Origin of the sequence: Pseudooceanicola pacificus, from assembly GCF_009789075.1 — a bacterium.
In the GTDB taxonomy this organism is placed as follows: Bacteria; Pseudomonadota; Alphaproteobacteria; order Rhodobacterales; family Rhodobacteraceae; genus Pseudooceanicola; species Pseudooceanicola pacificus.
Map to the genome: position 1 here is coordinate 378,642 of NZ_WNXQ01000002.1, position 15,324 is coordinate 393,965.

The window sequence follows — 15,324 nt, forward strand, 5'->3', positions numbered from 1 at the left end:
TAGTCTCCTTCGACTCTTGGGCCTAGGCGCCGAACACGCGCCGCCAGAGCTCGATCACCGGCTGCACGCCGTTGATCAGCTCGTCCTGCGTGGGCGAGGCGAGGTTGATTTCGTCGATCGCCTTGGCTCCGGGCGGAGGTGCCACTTCGGGCCGCATCGGCTGCAGGCCGTAGGTCACCATCAGATCCGAGGCGCGTTCGCTGAGAAGGTAATTGACGAACAGCTGTGCCGCATTGGGATGGGGCGCATTGGCCGGTATGGCGGTGCCGCTCAGGGTCAGCTTGGCGCCGTCTTCGGGATAGATGATCTCGATCGGGTTGCCGGCGTTCTTGAGCCGGGTGACCGTGGCGAGGGTGCCGATGCCGATGGCGCGTTCACCTGCAACCAGCGTATTGGGCGGGTCGGACAGCGAACGCCCGATCAGCGGGTCGTTGGCTTCGAGCTGTTCGAAGAACTCGTCGCCGTAGAGGCGGCGCATCAGCACGGCCCAGGACCCGGTGGAGCCGCTGAACCCCGGATGGGACATCGCAACCTTGCCTTTCCACTTCGGATCGACGAGGCCGGTCCAGTTGGTCGGCGCCTCCTCGGCCGTCACCAGGTCGGTGTTATAGGCCATGACGGTGGGGTTGGCCGAGGTCGTGTACCAATAGCCGTCGGGTTCGAAATCCAGGTAGGGCTTGCGCAGTTTCGGCCCGTTCTCGGGCGAGAACTGCAGCAGGTTGCCCTCTTCCTTGAGCGAGATCAGATGGGTCTGGTCGCTGCCGCTGAACACGTCGGCCTGCGCCACGCCGTTGCGCAGATCCTGCGCCAGCCGCGAATAGACGACCTGACCCGTCGCACGGATCACGTTCACATTCACGCCCGGATAGGCATTGGTGAAGTCCTGGCCGATGTCTTCGGCGATGCTGGTGGTGAACTGGGCGACATACCATGTCACCTCGCCCTCTGCCTTGGCCTTTTCGTACAGCTCGTCGGTCGAAGTCTGGGCCGAAGCCCCGGTCGCGACAAAGGCGCCGAGGACGGCCGCTGCCAGTCTCGTGTAATGCATGGTAGTTCCTCCCTGTGCCCGTATCGCCGGGCCCGCGTCCTTGATTTCCGGCCGGTGCACCCGGCCGGAAACCGTCATGCAGCTTTCAGCCGCCGAAGATGTCGCGCCATTCTTCAATGATGGGCTGCACGCCTTCGATGACTTCTTCCTCGCTCAGATCCGCAATCGGGATTTCCTCGAGCGAGCGCACGCCCTCGGGCGGTGCGACGTCCTTGCTGACCGGCAGCAGCCCGTTTTCGACCTGCCGCTGCGAGGCCTCGGGCCCGAGCAGGAAGTTGACGAACAACTGGCCGGCATTGGGGTGCGGCGCGGATGACAGCACGGCCGTCCCGCCAAAGGTCAGTTTCGCCCCGTCGGTCGGGTACACGATCTCGATCGGGTTACCCGCCAGCTTGTTGCGCACGGCAACCGAGAAGACGGCGATGCCCACGGCGCGTTCCCCGGCGGCGATCACGGTCGGCGGGTCGATCATAGAGCGGCCGATATAGGGGTCGTTGTCGCGCAGACCGATGAAGAACTCGTCACCGTAGAGTTTCTTCATCAGCACCGCCCAGGATCCGGCGGAGCCGGAGAAGCCCGGATGCGTGATCGCCAGCTTGCCCTTCCACTTCGGATCGGTCAGATCGTCCCAGTTGGTGGGCGCGTCCTCGGCCGACACCTGGTCGGTGTTATAGGCCATAACCGAGGGGTTCGCGGTCGTGGCATACCAAAACCCGGGCTGCATGTCCTTGAACGGAGCGCGCACACCATCGGCATCCGGGGGCGTGAATTCAAGCAGTTGGCCCTGTTTCTTCAGCTCGTAGAGGTGGCCGAGGTCAGAGCCGCTGAACACGTCCGCCTGGGCCACGCCGGCACGGATGTCCTGGGCCAGACGGGCATAGACGACCTGGCCCGTGGCGCGGATCACATTGACCTTCACGCCGGGGTATTTCTCGGTGAAAATGGCGCCCATGTCTTCGGCCAGACCGGTCGAGAACTGGGCCACATACCACGTCAATTCCCCTTCTTCCTTGGCTTTCTCGTAGAGGGCCTGCACTTCGGGCGACATGTCCGCGGCGGCAACCGGGGCGGTTGCGGCGGACAGTACAAATGCAGCCGTTGTCAGAATTCTCTTCATCGGGTCTCCTCCCATCAGGGCGGCGCGGTTCTGTCGCGTCTCGCCGTACCGGACGGTGCTGGCCTGCGGATTTCAGACGCTCCCGGCGGAGTTCGAACCCCGCGCTTTCCCGGGCGCCGCTTTGTCTGACCATCGCCGTCATTTTTTGGTATGACCATACTGACGGGGGTGCGATTTCTGTCAAGGTATATTTGGTATGCTGTCATGACAACTCATATCTGAAGTGGATTCCGGTTGTGTGCCTTCTTTGGTCGGACCAATATGCCTCAACCGTGAAAACCAGGGAGGTACGACATGGCAGGCGCATGGACCGGGGCGGATGCCCGTGCGGGAAAACCGCTGGCGCGAATCAAGGTGATCGACCTGACGCTTGCCCGGGCGGGGCCAACCGCCGTGCGGCACCTGGCGGACTGGGGCGCCGACGTGATCCGGATCGAGCCTCCGGCGGCGGATGCCGGATCGGACCCGACGGGCGCCACGCGGCACGGATCGGACTTCCAGAACCTGCACCGCAACAAGCGGGCGATCACGCTGAACCTGAAAAGCGAGGAGGGGCTGGCGCTCTTCATGAAGCTCGCCGCAGAGGCCGACGTGATCGTCGAGAACATGCGCTCTTCGGTCAAGGCCCGGCTCGGCGTCGATTACGAGTCGGTGCGCAAGGTGAATCCGGGGATCGTCTACGGCTCGATCTCGGGCTTCGGGCAGGACGGGCCCTATGCCACGCGCGGCGGGGTCGACCAGATCGCCCAGGGCATGGGCGGGCTGATGTCGATCACCGGGCTGCCGGGGCAGGGGCCGGTGCGCGTGGGCATCCCGATTGCCGATCTCTGCGCCGGGGGCTACCTGGCGATGGGGATCATGATGGCGCTGTTCGACCGCGAGGCGACGGGGCAGGGACGCTGGGTCACCACCTCGCTGCTCGAGGCGATGGTGGCGATGCTCGACTTTCAGGGCTCGCGCTGGACGATGGATGGCACGGTGCCGCAGCAGGCGGGCAACGACCACCCGACCGGCATCCCGACCGGGGTCTTTCCCACCAGCGACGGCAATATCAACATCGCGGCCTCGGGCCAGCGGTTGTGGGAACGCTTTGCCCATGCGGCGGGGCTGGAGGCGCTGATCGCCGATCCGCGCTTTGTCGACGGCAAGAGCCGGTCCGCGAACCGGGTCGGGCTGAACGCCCTGATCGCCGAAAAGACGCGCCTGCAGACATCCGCCCACTGGGTCGATGCGCTGATGGAGGTGGGCGTGCCCTGCGGTCCGATCAACTCCATCGACCAGACCTTTGCCGACCCGCAGGTGCAGCATCTGGGCCTGTCCAAGAGCGTCACCCATCCGGAGATCGGCGCGATCAACATCGTCGCCTCGCCGCTGCAGATGACCGGCACGGATCGCGAGATCGCCAGCGCCGCACCGGATCGCGGCCAGCACACCGACGACGTGCTGGGCGCCCTGGGCCTGGGCGCGGACGAGATCGCGGGCCTGCGCGCCCGCAACGTGATCTGAGGGAGCCTCACATGCAGAACCTGGAAACCAGCAGCCCCCGCATCCTGGCCGCCAAGGGCGACGGGATCGGCTGGCTGACCTTCAACCAGCCCGAAAAACGCAACGCCATGTCGCTGGACATGTGGCAGGCCACCGGCGAGGTGCTGGAGTCCTTTGGAGCGGATGACGAGGTGCGCGTGGTCGTGATGCAGGGCGCGGGGGATCGCGCCTTTGTCTCGGGCGCCGATATCTCGCAATTCGAGAAACACCGCAGCAATGCCGAAGCCTCGGCCGAATACAACCGGATCGCGGGCCATTCGCGCAAGATGCTCGCCATGCTCGACAAGCCGCTGATCGCCAAGATCCGGGGCTATTGCATCGGCGGCGGGCTGGCGGTGGCGCTGGCGGCGGATTTCCGCATCGCCTCGGAGGACAGCCAGTTCGGCATCCCGGCGGCCAAGCTGTCGATTGTCTACCCCTATGACGGGATCAGACTGCTGAAGGAGCTTGTCGGACCGGGCAATGCCAAGAAGATCCTCTTTTCGGGCTTCCGCTATCCGGCGGCCGAGGCGCTGCGCATGGGCCTGATCGAAGAGGTCACGCCGGTGGAGGAGCTGGACGCCGTGGTGCGCAACTATGCCGAAACCATCGCGGGCAACGCGCCCCTGTCGATCAACGGCACCAAGCAGGCGATTCGCGAGATGGGCCGGAACGAGGCCGACCGCGATCTCGACCGGCTGGCGGCCCTGCAGACCGAGGCGATGAATTCGGCCGATTATGCCGAGGGGCGCCGCGCCTTCATGGAAAAGCGCAAGCCGGTCTTTACCGGGACCTGAGCGCCTGTCCGGTGGCGGGGTCCGGTGTCAGGACTTGCCGCCGGATTTCCCCGGGCCTTTCGATGCGCCCCAGACCGCCTTGGTCCCGCCGCGCCGCGCGGCCGGGGCGGGGGACCGGTCCTTGGCCGGGCCCGATTTGGCGGGGCCGGACTTGCCCTTGCCACCGGCGCGCACCGGGCGGTCGAACCCGCCGTCGCTGCGGCTCGCCGACTTGCCCGGCGCACCTTTGGGCGCGGATTTGGCTGCGGATTTTGCCGGGCCCTGGAACTGGCCCTTGGGCTTGTAGGCCTTGACCCCGCCGGGGCGCATCGGCTCGGGCGCATCCTGGGGGGGCTCGCTGCGGGCGGGGGCCTCCTGGGGTCTGGAATAGTCCGATTTCGGCGCATAGGTCCGGGGCGCGGCGGCCGCGGGCTTGCGGGCCGGGGTTGCGGCGGGGGCGCGTCCGCCTGCGGGCGGGCCGTCGACCGGGCGGGCCGAAACGCCTTCCTCCAGCGTGCCGTCATCGCCGAGCGCGGCGACAAAGGACGTCGCGGCCACCTCGGTCAGTTCGACAAATGTCTCGCTCTGCTGCACGCGGATCGCGCCGATGGCGTCCTTGTCCAGCCCGGCGGACCGGCAGATCAGCGGCAGCAGCCAGCGCGGTTCCGCCCGGTCGTCGCGCCCGACGGACAGGGCGAACCAGCGGCTGGGGCCAAAGGGGGCGCGCTCGGGGCGCGGGGCGCGGGTGTCGGGATCGGCCAGATCCTCGGGTGCGGAATGGCGCGCGCGGTAGAGCCTGAGATAGGCGGCGGCAATCGCGCGGGCATCGTGCAGGCCCAGCAGACGGTCGGCAAAGGCCGCGGCCTCCTCCGTCACCTCTTCGTCCCAGACCGGATCGCCCAGCAGGCGTTCCTCGTCCTTGCGCAGGATCTCGTCGGCGCCGGGGGCGGCGATCCATTCGGCGGTCACGCGCGCGGTCTTCAGCAGGCGTTCGGCCCGTTTGACCATCTTGGGCGGCACGATCAGCGCCGAGATTCCCTTGCGTCCGGCGCGCCCGGTGCGGCCCGACCGGTGCAGCAGGCCCTCGGAGTTGGTCGGCAGTTCGGCATGCACCACCAGCTCCAGGTTCGGCAGGTCGATGCCGCGCGCCGCCACGTCGGTGGCCACGCAGACCCGGGCCCGCCCGTCGCGCATCGCCTGCAGGGCGTGGCTGCGTTCCGCCTGGCTGAGCTCTCCGGACAGGGTGACAACCGCAAAGCCCCGGTTGCCAAAGCGCGCGGCCAGCCGGTTCACGGCGGCGCGGGTGTTGGCAAAGACGATGGCGTTCTGCGCCTCGTGGAACCGCAGCACGTTGATGATCGCGTTCTCGGCATCCTGCTGGGCGACGCGCAGGGCCTGATAGGCGATGTCGGCATGCTGGCGGGTGTCGGACAGGGTGGTCACGCGGACCGCCTCGCGCTGGTACTTCTGCGCCAGGGTGGCGATCATCGGCGGCACGGTGGCGGAAAAGAGCAGGGTGCGCCGGTCCTCGGGCGCTTCGCCCAGCATGAATTCCAGATCCTCGCGAAAGCCGAGGTCGAGCATCTCGTCCGCCTCGTCCAGCACCACGGCGCGCAGGGCGCTCATGTCCAGCGATCCGCGCTGGATGTGGTCGCGCAGCCGGCCGGGCGTGCCGACGACGATATGCGCGCCGCGCTCCAGCGCGCGCCGTTCGTCGCGCATGTCCATGCCGCCGACGCAGGTGGCGACCCGGGCGCCGGTGCGCGCGTAAAGCCAGCCGAGTTCGCGTGCCACCTGAAAGGCCAGTTCCCGCGTCGGGGCGATCACCAGCGCCAGGGGCGAGGCCGCATGGCCGAGCTTGCCCGCCTCGTCCAGGATCGAGGGGCCGATGGCCAGCCCGAAGCCCACCGTCTTGCCCGATCCGGTCTGGGCCGAAACCAGCAGGTCGGCCGCGTCGAGCGCCGGGTCGGTGACCGCCAGCTGGACGGGGGTCATGGTGTCGTAACCACGCTCGGCGAGCGCATCGGACAGGGTCTGGATCATCAGGAAACCGTTTCGCGTCTGTGGGCGATGCGCCGCACCGCCTCCCGTCATGGCGACGGGTGAAAACGCGCCTCCTAACGCAACACGGGGGCAATGTATATGGGGATTATCGCGGGCAGGCGTTTTCGGGGCCCGCGCGGGCGCCGCGCCCGTGCCCGGCGCGGTGAGGTCCCCGCGCAAGGCGGGGACGCGGGGGGACGTGGGGCGGCTGACCTTGGTTCAGGGCGGGCCGGATTGGGTCGGGTCTGGCGTGGGGAGCGGTTGTGCCCAGGTCCCGCCGGGTCCCCGCACAAGGCGGGGACGTGGGGACGTGGACGGGGCGGGCTCAGCCGGTGGGGACCCGTGGCCGGAACTGCGGGATGGTCTGGCCGAAGCTTTCGCCCAGCTCCAGCCTCAGGGGCATGTCGATCCTGAGCGAGTCGTTCGGGGCGAGGATGTTCGAGATCAGCCGCGGCCCCTCGTCCAGTTCCACCACCGCAACGTTATAGGGAATCCGGTCCTTGAACGCCTCGTGATACGGGCGGTGGTAGACGACCCAGGAGATCAGCGTCGCGCCGCCCTGTGCCGCCTCCCAAGCCAGATCGGGCGAGAGGCAGGCGGTGCATTCCTCGCGCGCCGGAAGCTGGGCCGCCCCGCAGGCGCGGCAGCGCTGGAACTCCAGCCGCCCGCCGTCGAGCGCGGACCAGAAGGCCCCGGCGGGGCCGGTGCGGTCGGGCTTCACCTCGGCGCTCATTGGCCCAGCACCAGTGTGGAATGGGTCTGCATCACGCCCCCCTGATTGGAAATCACCACGTTGCCCGCCCCCTTGACCTGGTTGACCGAGGTGCCGCGCATCTGGCGCACGCCCTCGTGGATCAGCTGCATCCCCGGCATCCCGGTTTCCGACAGCAGCCCGCCCGAGGTGTTGAAGGGCAGGGCCCCGTCCTGCATCAGCGCGCCATCCTTGACGAAATCGGCCGCCTGGCCTTTCTGGCAGAAACCGTAGTCCTCCAGCGTCATCAGCGCGGCGATGGTGAAGCAGTCGTAGATCTGCACGCAATCGACATCCTGCGGGGTCAGGCCCGCCATCTTCAGCGCGGTCGCGCCCGAGGTTTGGGCCATCGTGCTGGTCATGTCGCGGCGATAGGCGACCTCGTAGAAGGTCTGCCCGTAGCCCCAGCCGAGGATCGGGACGGGCGCGTCGACGCCCAGTTCGGCGGCCTTCTTCGCGCTCATGATCACCACCGCGCCGCCGCCGTCCGAGATCAGGGTGCAGTCGTCGCGCCTGAGCGGAGCGACCAGCGGATCGGCGGCAAGGTAGTCGTCCATGTTCAGCGGGTTCCGCACCTGCGCCTTGGGGTTCCTTACGCCGTGGTTGCGCGCGGCCATGGCGATAGCACCAAAGGCCTCGGGCGGGGTTCTGAATTCACCGATATGGCGCTGCATGATCATGGCATAGCCGGGGAGGGTGCCGAACCAGCCGTAGAGGCTGTCATCGCCCCGGGGCCTGGCATAGACGGCGGCATTCCCGGTGCGCGGATTGTCGGCGAAGGAAACGACGGCGATGTCGATCTGCCCCGCCTCGATCGCCATGCAGGCGATGGAGATCAGCGTGGCATTGGCCGCGCCGCCCTGATCCCAGGCCCCGCCCATCCGGGGCTGGATGCCGAGGGCCGAGGCGACCTTGACCGTGTAGAGCATCTGGAAGTCGCTGGTCGGAGGCTTGACGAAGAGCGCATCGACCCGGTCCTTGTCCACCCTGGCGTCACTCAGCGCCGCGCGGATCGCCTCGACATTCAGCGAGACCGAAGAGCGGCCGGGATGCTTGCCAAAGGCGGTGGCCCCGATGCCGGCGATGACGCATGTGCCGGAGAGGGTCATGGGTGGGGTCCTTGGGATTGTTCACAGTTTGCGGATGGAACGGGGCATTGCGGATTCATTGTTTCGGAAATCAGCGTCAATGCGACGGCCATGCCAGTCATCGCCCCTTGAACTCCGGCTTGCGCTTCTCGCGGAAGGCCTTAGGCCCTTCCTTGGCGTCCTCCGTCTCGCGCAGGGCCCTCGAGACCATCGCCTCCATCCGCAGCCCGGTGGTCAGATCCATGTCGAACGAGCGCACCGCCAGCTCCTTGGAGGCCTGGACCGCCAGCGGCCCGTTGGCGGCGATCCGGTCGGCATAGTCCAGCGCCGCGTCCATCAGCTGATCGGGCGGCACCACCTTGTTGATCAGCCCCCAGTCCCTGGCCGTGGCCGCGTCGATCCGGTCGCCGGTCAGCAGGAATTCCATCCCCAGGCAATAGGGCAGCTGCTTCAAGGTCCGCTGCGTGCCGCCATTGGCCGCGATGATGCCGCGCTTGACCTCGGACAGGCCAAAGGTCGCGGTTTCGGAGGCCACGCGGATGTCGGTGCCGTAAAGCATCGTCACCCCGCCGCCCAGGCAATAGCCGTTCACGGCGGCGATCACCGGCTTCCAGACCTCCAGCCCGCGGTTGAGCAGCTGGTCGCGCTGCGTCAGCCAGTTGTCGGCCCAGTCGGCCTGCACCGTCACGACCGATTTCAGGTCGGCCCCGGCGCAAAAGCTCTTGTCGCCCGCGCCGGTCACCACGGCCACGCGGACGGCCTTGTTGTCGCGGACCTCGATCCAGGCCGCCGACAGCGCCTTGTAGTGATCGGCATCGAGCGCGTTCATCGCCTCGGGCCGGTTGATGGTGATCGTGGCGATGCCCTCGGGGCTGAGGGTCCAGTCGATGGACATCAGCGCCTCCCGTTCAGCAGGTTGCGGGCGACGACCATGCGATGCACCTCGGACGGACCCTCGCCGATACGGTGGATGCGCAGCTCGCGGTACCAGCGTTCCAGCGGCAGTTCCTTGGACACCCCCAGCCCGCCGAGGATCTGCATGCAGCGATCCACCACGCGGCCTGCGGTTTCGGTTGCGGTGACCTTGGCGATCGAGGCCTCCAGCTTGAAATCCTGCCCCAGATCGCCGCGCCAGGCGGCGTCATAGACGATCAGCCGGGCGGCGCGCAGCTCCATCTCGCTATCGGCCAGCATCCACTGGATTGCCTGCTTGTCGGCCAGGGCCGAGCCGAAGGTTTCACGCTCCTTGGCCCATTTCACCGCGATATCCAGCGCCGCCTGGGCCACGCCGATGGTGCCGGCGGAATACTGGATGCGGTTGTCGACCAGCCATTTCTCGGCCAGGCGAAATCCGCCGCCTTCCTCGCCCAGCAGGTTTTCGGCCGGGATCTCGACACTGTCGAAATGCAGCTCAAAGGGCGAATAGGCCCGGATCACGGGGATCTCCTTCATTGTCAGGCCGGGGGTGTCCCGGTCGACGATGAAGGACGAGATGCCGGACCGCCCGCGCCCGCCGGTGCGGGCATAGACGATGCCCCAGTCGGCCTTGGCCGCCCCGGTGATCCACATCTTGGAGCCGTTGAGGATGTATTTCCCGCCGACCTTTTCGGCCTTGAGCTGGATCGCCCGGCCCGGATCGGCCCCGCCCGAACTTTCCGAGATCGCGACAAAGCATTTGCTGCCCTTTTCGACCCCGGGCAGGCCGTATTTTTCGACCTGCTGGCGGTTGCCTTCCCAGATCACATTGGGCGGATCGGCGCCAAAGGCCCCGCATGCGGCGTTGTAGAGGCCCATACGGACCTGTTTCGCCTCTTCGGCCCAGACCGCCTGGCCCAGCAGGTTCAGCCCCGCGCCGCCGTAGTCGACGGGCGTGCGCACGCACCACAGGCCCAGCGATTTTGCCTTGTCCTGCAAGGGTTTCAGCTTGTCGGGCGGGCAGAAGGTGGCGTCATGCTCCAGCGTGTCCTCGACCGCCTTGACGTCGTTCTGCACGAAACGGCGCACCGTCGCCTGCAACTCGCGGTATTCGTCCGGCATCTGCCAGGCGCCGAATGCGCGCCCGGTGTCCTCGACACCGGAACCTTCGACAAAGCTGTCCATTCAGATCACTCCCAAGCTCTCATCCATCACGTCGCCCGCGCGGGGCCAGGCCCGGATCGGACAGGCGGCGCGGTCTTCAACTGGCGGCATGGGGTGGGGCAGGGCACAGGCATCCCGCTGCCGTGGCGCCCATGCACGGGCCGCCGCAGACCAGAGGGATATCCGGTGCGCTGATGGGTCCTCCCCGGCACGATAGTTGGTGTTGCGTGCCGCCTCGATTAATTGGTATGACCAATGAAACGGGGTGTCAATATGGCATCCGCGACCGTGTCACCGCGGCGGCAGCATTGATTTCCGCAATGGGCCGACGCACTACAACCGGACAGATCGGGCCGCCTGTGGCCGCAATCGGGGACCAGAACCCATAGGAAGTCTGCAGTCATTGAGAGAGTCGCTTGCGATCCGGTTCAGCGCCGGGGGCGAGACAGCCGTGCAGCGCCGCTACGAGATCCTGGCGCAGGAGCTGCGCGGCCTGATCCTGTCCGGCGAGCTGAAAGTGGGCGACCCGCTCCCGGCCGAGCGCGACCTGGTCGAGATCACCGGCCTGGGGCGCGGCTCCGTCCGCGAGGCGATCCGCATCCTGGAGATCGAGGGCCTTCTGTCGCCCAAGAAGCCGGGCCGCAAGGGGGTGAGCGTGGTGCAGAACGCCTCGGACCAGACGGTGCAGCGGCAGCTGGAACTGTTCATCGGCGGCGACAGCGTGTCCAACGACCACCTTTTGCAGGCCCGCATGGTGATCGAACCGGCGCTGGCCCGCATCGCCTGCGACATGCGCACCGATGACGATATCGAGGCGATGCGCGCGATAAACGCCAGGATCGAGGCGATCGGCAATGCCGACCGGGGCGCGCTGGTGCAGCTGAACCTGGACTGGCATTCGCAGATGTTCGCCGCCAGCCACAACGACCTGCTGGTTGCCATCGCCATCGGGCTGACCGAAACCCAGCACCGCGCCGGGGTGATGGGGCAATACGGTTCGCAGGAACATGTGCGCCTGATGGTCGAGGCGCATGGCAAGATCCTCGAGTCGATCATCGCCCGGGACGGAGAGCGGGCCTATCGGCGCACCTATCTTCACCTGCGCGGATATGCCGATACGCTGGCCAAGAAGAACCCGCGCGAATTCGACCTCACGCCGCTGAACCCGCGCTGAACGCCCGTGCCCCGGGCGCGGCGGTATCCGCCTGACCCTGCGGCGCTCTGCGCCTCGGGACTGGCGAAGGTCGGGTTTTGGCGCTACGTCCTGAGGGGAACCGGACAACGGACTGGCCTGGCAGGATATGGTGCAGGGAGAATGCGGCGGATGATCATCTGGATTGCAGGAGCGGTGCTGCTGTTGGTCGTGCTCTTCGGGGCCTATGTCCGCCTCGCGCCGTCCGACCCGTTGCGCTGGCATGTGGATCCGCAGGTCACCCGCAACCAGGACCTGCCAAACGGCGTGCGCCGCCTGCAGCCCACCTGGCCCGACGGGCTGGCGCGGCTGGACGGAATCATCATGTCCGGGCCGCGCACGCGCTGGCTGGCGGGCAGTGTCCGGGCGGGGATGGTGACCTATGTCACGCGCTCGGCCTTCTGGGGATTTCCGGATTACACCACGGTGCTGATGGCCGACGGCAAGCTTGAGATCTGGGCCCGCTCGCGTTTCGGCACGTCAGATATGGGCGTCAACAAGGCCCGTGTCGACGGCTGGCTGAAGGTCCTGATCGGGGACGACGACTGAGCGCGACGACAGGCAGCCATCCTGCACCTCGCGCCACATCGGCACGTTGAGCGACATCTGGCACTGCGCCGTGAACATGCGCCCGTCGACCTGCAGGCAGATCATCTCGCCCAGCTCGACCCGGGCGCCGGAGCGGTCGGTGCAATAGCAGTCGATGACCTTGCCGCCCATCGTCCCGTCCGCCAGCGCGGGCAGGGTCGCGGCCAGCAGGGCCGAAAGCGGGGTTGCGAGGGTGATGAAGCGTGTCATACAACCAGCTTACCATGCGTCAGGCCCTTGACCAAGCGTTCCGTATACGGGACAGGACAGCATGATTTCCGACGACAGACTTCAGCAGATCATCCAGCGTTTCGGCTATATCGAGGCGCGCATGTCCGAGGGTTCGGGCGATATCGCGGCGCTTGGGCGCGAATATGCAGAGCTGCGCCCGGTGGTCGAACAGATCACCGCCTACCGCGCCCTGCGCGACGAGATGGCCGAGGCCGAGTCGATGCTGCGCGATCCCGAGATGCGCGAGCTGGCCGAGGAGGAATTGCCCCGCCTCAAGGCGCGGCTGCCCGAGGCCGAGCATGCGCTGCAGCTGGCGCTGCTGCCCCGCGATGCCGCCGATGCCCGCCCCGCGATGATCGAGATCCGGCCCGGCACCGGCGGGGACGAGGCGGCGCTGTTTGCCGGTGACCTGCTGCGGATGTACCAGCGCTACGCCGAGCGGCGCGGCTGGCGCTTCACCGTGATCGAGGAAAGCCAGACCGAGCTGGGCGGGATCAAGGAGGTCGTCGCCAATATCCAGGGCGAGGGGGTCTTTGCCCGGCTGAAATACGAAAGCGGCGTGCACCGCGTCCAGCGCGTGCCCGAAACGGAAAGCGGCGGGCGGATCCATACCTCGGCTGCAACGGTCGCCGTGCTGCCCGAAGCCGAGGATGTCGATATCCGCATTGATCCCAATGACTTGCGGATCGACACGATGCGCAGCTCGGGGGCAGGGGGGCAGCATGTGAACACCACGGACAGTGCCGTGCGGATCACCCATATCCCCTCGGGCATCGTGGTGACCTCGTCCGAGAAATCGCAGCACCAGAACCGCGCCATCGCCATGCAGGTCCTGCGCAACCGCCTGTTCGACATGGAACGGCAGCGCGTCTCGGACGCGCGGGCGGCGGACCGCAAGGCACAGGTCGGCAGCGGGGACCGGTCCGAACGGATCCGCACCTACAACTTCCCCCAGGGCCGGATGACCGATCACCGGATCAACCTGACGCTCTACCGGCTGGACCAGATCATGCAGGGCGACCTGGACGAGACCGTGGATGCCCTGATCTCGGAACACCAGGCCGCCCTGCTGGCCGAGATGGACGGGTGAGCGACACCCTCGCCACCGCCCTGCGCGCCGCCGTCGCGCGGCTGGCCGGGGCGGGCCTGCCCGACGCCCCGCGCGACGCCCGCGCACTGGTGGCCGCCGCCGCCGGGCTGCCGCCCGACCGCCTGACGATCGAGGCGGGATCGCCCTGGACAGCGCAGATGCAGGCCGCTCTGGACCTTTCCCTGGCGCGCCGCATCGCGCGTGAGCCGGTGACGCGCATCCTGGGCCACCGGCTGTTCTGGGGCCGCCGCTTTGCCGTGACCCCGGACGTGCTGGACCCCAGGCCCGACACCGAAACCGTGATCGCCGCCGCGCTGGAGGGCGGCACGGCCCGGCGCGTGCTGGACCTCGGCACCGGCAGCGGCATCCTTGCCCTGACCCTGCTGGCCGAATGGCCCGGGGCGACGGCGCTGGCCACCGATGTCTCGCCCGCCGCGCTGGCCGTGGCGCAGGGCAATGCCGATGCGCTTGGACTGGGCGACCGGGTGAGTTTCCTGCACTCCGACTGGTTCGCCGCGGTGGCGGGGCGGTTCGACATGATCGTCTCGAACCCGCCCTATGTGAGCGAGGCCGAGATGGCCGGGCTCGACCCCGAGGTGGCGCTGCACGATCCCCGCCAGGCCCTGACCCCGGGCGGCGACGGGCTGGACCCCTACCGCGTGATCGCGGCGCAGGCGGCGGCGCATCTGCAGCCCGGCGGGCGTCTGCTGGTCGAGATCGGGTGGCGGCAGGGGCCTGCCGTCGCCGCCCTGTTCCAAGGGGCCGGACTTGAAGCCATCGCGGTTCATCCCGATATGGAAGGAAGGGACCGTTGCATCGCCGCGCGGCGTTCCGAAACGGGCTGAAGGTGGCCCAGGGGTGACCAATCACCGCGCTTTGGGAAATTTTCCGTACTTTTCCCTTGTCATACACGCCGCAAGATGGTTACTCGTAAGTCGTCACGGCTGCGGATGCCCCAACCGGGCTGTCCCGCGTGACACCAAGCCAGACAACGTCGCTAACCGATTACGAGGCAAGGCGCGCAATAGCGCAGAGCACGGGTGAAGCGGCAGCCAGACAAACCAAGGCTGGACTACAGGACATATGAGATCTTCGAAATCACGTTCGCGGTCTAAGAACAACCGCAACCGTTCCGTCGGCAACATCGTCAACCGGGTCTTCGACAGTTCGGGCCCCGAAGGCAAGGTGCGCGGAACCCCGCAACAGATCATCGAGAAATACAATCAGCTGGCACGCGATGCGCAGCTGTCCAACGACCGCGTGGCGGCCGAGAACTTTCAGCAGCACGCCGAACACTACCTGCGCATGCTGGGCGAGGCCCAGAAGGAGCAGGACCAGCGGCGCGAGCAGCAGGAAAACGAGAACCGCCAGCGCCAGGCCGAACGGGACCGCGAGCGCACGCAGCGGCAGGATCGCGACGGCAACGACGGCCAGGGCGAGCCATCGCAGCCCGACACCTCGGCGCAGCAGCAGCCCGAACCGCGCCCCAAACCCGAGCCGGTGGCCGAAACCCGCGACACGCCCAAGCCGAAACCCCAGCCGAAACCGGCCCAGCCCGCCAGCGATGCGCTTGGTGTGGTCGAGGATACCGACAGCGGCGAGGACAGCGGCCTGGTCGAGACGCCCGAGAACAAGGCGCCCAAGCCCAAGCGGACCTACAACCGCAAGCCCCGCGCCAAGAAGACGGACGACAAGGCAGAGGGCGGCGACAAGCCCTCCGATGGCGGCACCTCGGGAGAGCAGGCCGCGGCCGAGTGATCGGGCGACATATCTGACCTTATGAACAAGGCCGGTCCC

Annotated in this window: 15 protein-coding genes; 7 read left to right on the forward strand and 8 right to left on the reverse strand. The window is 67.5% G+C overall.

Going from position 1 to position 15,324, the window contains the following annotated elements; translation table 11 throughout:
* Positions 1–22 precede the first annotated feature (22 nt).
* Entirely contained in the window at positions 23–1,048 is a 1,026-nt protein-coding gene (locus GLS40_RS04815; RefSeq protein WP_160381599.1) for an ABC transporter substrate-binding protein, read from the reverse strand.
* Positions 1,049–1,133: 85 nt separating this feature from the next.
* Positions 1,134–2,165, reverse strand: a complete 1,032-nt coding sequence (locus GLS40_RS04820) for an ABC transporter substrate-binding protein (protein ID WP_160381600.1) — start codon at positions 2,163–2,165, stop codon at positions 1,134–1,136.
* Positions 2,166–2,459: 294 nt separating this feature from the next.
* Here GLS40_RS04820 and GLS40_RS04825 point away from each other — a divergent pair, with 294 nt between their 5' ends.
* The gene (locus GLS40_RS04825; protein ID WP_160381601.1) at positions 2,460–3,671 is read left to right on the forward strand and encodes a CaiB/BaiF CoA transferase family protein; all 1,212 of its coding nucleotides are present in this window, start codon (positions 2,460–2,462) and stop codon (positions 3,669–3,671) included.
* A gap of 11 nt (positions 3,672–3,682) precedes the next feature.
* Positions 3,683–4,486: an enoyl-CoA hydratase gene (locus GLS40_RS04830; protein WP_160381602.1), complete on the forward strand. Its 804-nt coding sequence runs from the start codon at positions 3,683–3,685 to the stop codon at positions 4,484–4,486.
* Positions 4,487–4,513: 27 nt separating this feature from the next.
* Here the strand turns inward: GLS40_RS04830 and GLS40_RS04835 are convergent, their stop codons facing one another.
* The 5 genes from GLS40_RS04835 to GLS40_RS04855 form a co-directional block, all read right to left on the reverse strand.
* Positions 4,514–6,508: a DEAD/DEAH box helicase gene (locus GLS40_RS04835; RefSeq protein ID WP_160381603.1), complete on the reverse strand. Its 1,995-nt coding sequence runs from the start codon at positions 6,506–6,508 to the stop codon at positions 4,514–4,516.
* Between the two features lie 325 nt (positions 6,509–6,833).
* Entirely contained in the window at positions 6,834–7,241 is a 408-nt protein-coding gene (locus GLS40_RS04840; protein WP_160381604.1) for a Zn-ribbon domain-containing OB-fold protein, read from the reverse strand.
* Complete coding sequence (locus GLS40_RS04845) at positions 7,238–8,368, reverse strand: thiolase family protein (RefSeq protein ID WP_160381605.1); 1,131 nt, start codon at positions 8,366–8,368, stop codon at positions 7,238–7,240. Before GLS40_RS04845 ends, GLS40_RS04840 begins: the two co-directional genes overlap by 4 nt.
* Positions 8,369–8,465: 97 nt before the next feature.
* Positions 8,466–9,242, reverse strand: coding sequence for an enoyl-CoA hydratase/isomerase family protein (locus GLS40_RS04850; protein WP_160381606.1), 777 nt, complete (start codon positions 9,240–9,242; stop codon positions 8,466–8,468).
* A complete protein-coding gene (locus GLS40_RS04855) occupies positions 9,242–10,447 on the reverse strand; it encodes an acyl-CoA dehydrogenase family protein (RefSeq protein ID WP_160381607.1) in 1,206 nt (401 codons plus the stop codon). The genes GLS40_RS04850 and GLS40_RS04855 overlap by 1 nt, the downstream gene beginning before the upstream one ends.
* A gap of 382 nt (positions 10,448–10,829) precedes the next feature.
* Here GLS40_RS04855 and GLS40_RS04860 point away from each other — a divergent pair, with 382 nt between their 5' ends.
* Positions 10,830–11,600 carry a FadR/GntR family transcriptional regulator gene (locus GLS40_RS04860; protein ID WP_160381608.1) on the forward strand — a complete coding sequence of 257 codons (771 nt, stop codon included), beginning with the start codon at positions 10,830–10,832 and terminating at the stop codon, positions 11,598–11,600.
* A 150-nt stretch (positions 11,601–11,750) separates the two neighbouring features.
* Positions 11,751–12,167: a DUF1499 domain-containing protein gene (locus GLS40_RS04865; protein ID WP_235905771.1), complete on the forward strand. Its 417-nt coding sequence runs from the start codon at positions 11,751–11,753 to the stop codon at positions 12,165–12,167.
* Here the strand turns inward: GLS40_RS04865 and GLS40_RS04870 are convergent.
* The gene (locus GLS40_RS04870) at positions 12,099–12,416 is read right to left on the reverse strand and encodes a hypothetical protein (RefSeq protein ID WP_160381610.1); all 318 of its coding nucleotides are present in this window, start codon (positions 12,414–12,416) and stop codon (positions 12,099–12,101) included. The two genes, GLS40_RS04865 and GLS40_RS04870, sit on opposite strands and share 69 nt — an antisense overlap.
* 61 nt (positions 12,417–12,477) lie before the next feature.
* On the opposite strand from GLS40_RS04870, the gene prfA reads away from it, so the two are divergent.
* The 3 genes from prfA to GLS40_RS04885 all read left to right on the forward strand — a co-directional run bounded on the left by prfA (position 12,478) and on the right by GLS40_RS04885 (position 15,285).
* On the forward strand, positions 12,478–13,527 hold the full coding sequence (gene prfA / locus GLS40_RS04875) for a peptide chain release factor 1 (protein ID WP_160381611.1): 1,050 nt from the start codon (positions 12,478–12,480) through the stop codon (positions 13,525–13,527).
* Positions 13,524–14,372: a peptide chain release factor N(5)-glutamine methyltransferase gene (gene prmC, locus GLS40_RS04880; RefSeq protein ID WP_160381612.1), complete on the forward strand. Its 849-nt coding sequence runs from the start codon at positions 13,524–13,526 to the stop codon at positions 14,370–14,372. Before prfA ends, prmC begins: the two co-directional genes overlap by 4 nt.
* Positions 14,373–14,610: 238 nt before the next feature.
* Entirely contained in the window at positions 14,611–15,285 is a 675-nt protein-coding gene (locus GLS40_RS04885; RefSeq protein WP_160381613.1) for a DUF4167 domain-containing protein, read from the forward strand.
* The last annotated feature ends 39 nt before the right edge of the window (positions 15,286–15,324 follow it).

What these genes read in the sequence shown, in the direction of transcription:
- GLS40_RS04885 (WP_160381613.1), top strand. Translation starts at nt 14,611, where the DNA reads ATGAGATCTTCGAAATCACGTTCGCGGTCTAAGAACAACCGCAACCGT.
- GLS40_RS04845 (WP_160381605.1), bottom strand. Translation starts at nt 8,368, where the DNA reads ATGACCCTCTCCGGCACATGCGTCATCGCCGGCATCGGGGCCACCGCC.
- GLS40_RS04850 (WP_160381606.1), bottom strand. Translation starts at nt 9,242, where the DNA reads ATGTCCATCGACTGGACCCTCAGCCCCGAGGGCATCGCCACGATCACC.
- GLS40_RS04835 (WP_160381603.1), bottom strand. Translation starts at nt 6,508, where the DNA reads ATGATCCAGACCCTGTCCGATGCGCTCGCCGAGCGTGGTTACGACACC.
- GLS40_RS04815 (WP_160381599.1), bottom strand. Translation starts at nt 1,048, where the DNA reads ATGCATTACACGAGACTGGCAGCGGCCGTCCTCGGCGCCTTTGTCGCG.
- GLS40_RS04855 (WP_160381607.1), bottom strand. Translation starts at nt 10,447, where the DNA reads ATGGACAGCTTTGTCGAAGGTTCCGGTGTCGAGGACACCGGGCGCGCA.
- GLS40_RS04870 (WP_160381610.1), bottom strand. Translation starts at nt 12,416, where the DNA reads ATGACACGCTTCATCACCCTCGCAACCCCGCTTTCGGCCCTGCTGGCC.
- GLS40_RS04830 (WP_160381602.1), top strand. Translation starts at nt 3,683, where the DNA reads ATGCAGAACCTGGAAACCAGCAGCCCCCGCATCCTGGCCGCCAAGGGC.
- prfA (WP_160381611.1), top strand. Translation starts at nt 12,478, where the DNA reads ATGATTTCCGACGACAGACTTCAGCAGATCATCCAGCGTTTCGGCTAT.
- GLS40_RS04865 (WP_235905771.1), top strand. Translation starts at nt 11,751, where the DNA reads ATGATCATCTGGATTGCAGGAGCGGTGCTGCTGTTGGTCGTGCTCTTC.
- GLS40_RS04840 (WP_160381604.1), bottom strand. Translation starts at nt 7,241, where the DNA reads ATGAGCGCCGAGGTGAAGCCCGACCGCACCGGCCCCGCCGGGGCCTTC.
- GLS40_RS04825 (WP_160381601.1), top strand. Translation starts at nt 2,460, where the DNA reads ATGGCAGGCGCATGGACCGGGGCGGATGCCCGTGCGGGAAAACCGCTG.
- GLS40_RS04820 (WP_160381600.1), bottom strand. Translation starts at nt 2,165, where the DNA reads ATGAAGAGAATTCTGACAACGGCTGCATTTGTACTGTCCGCCGCAACC.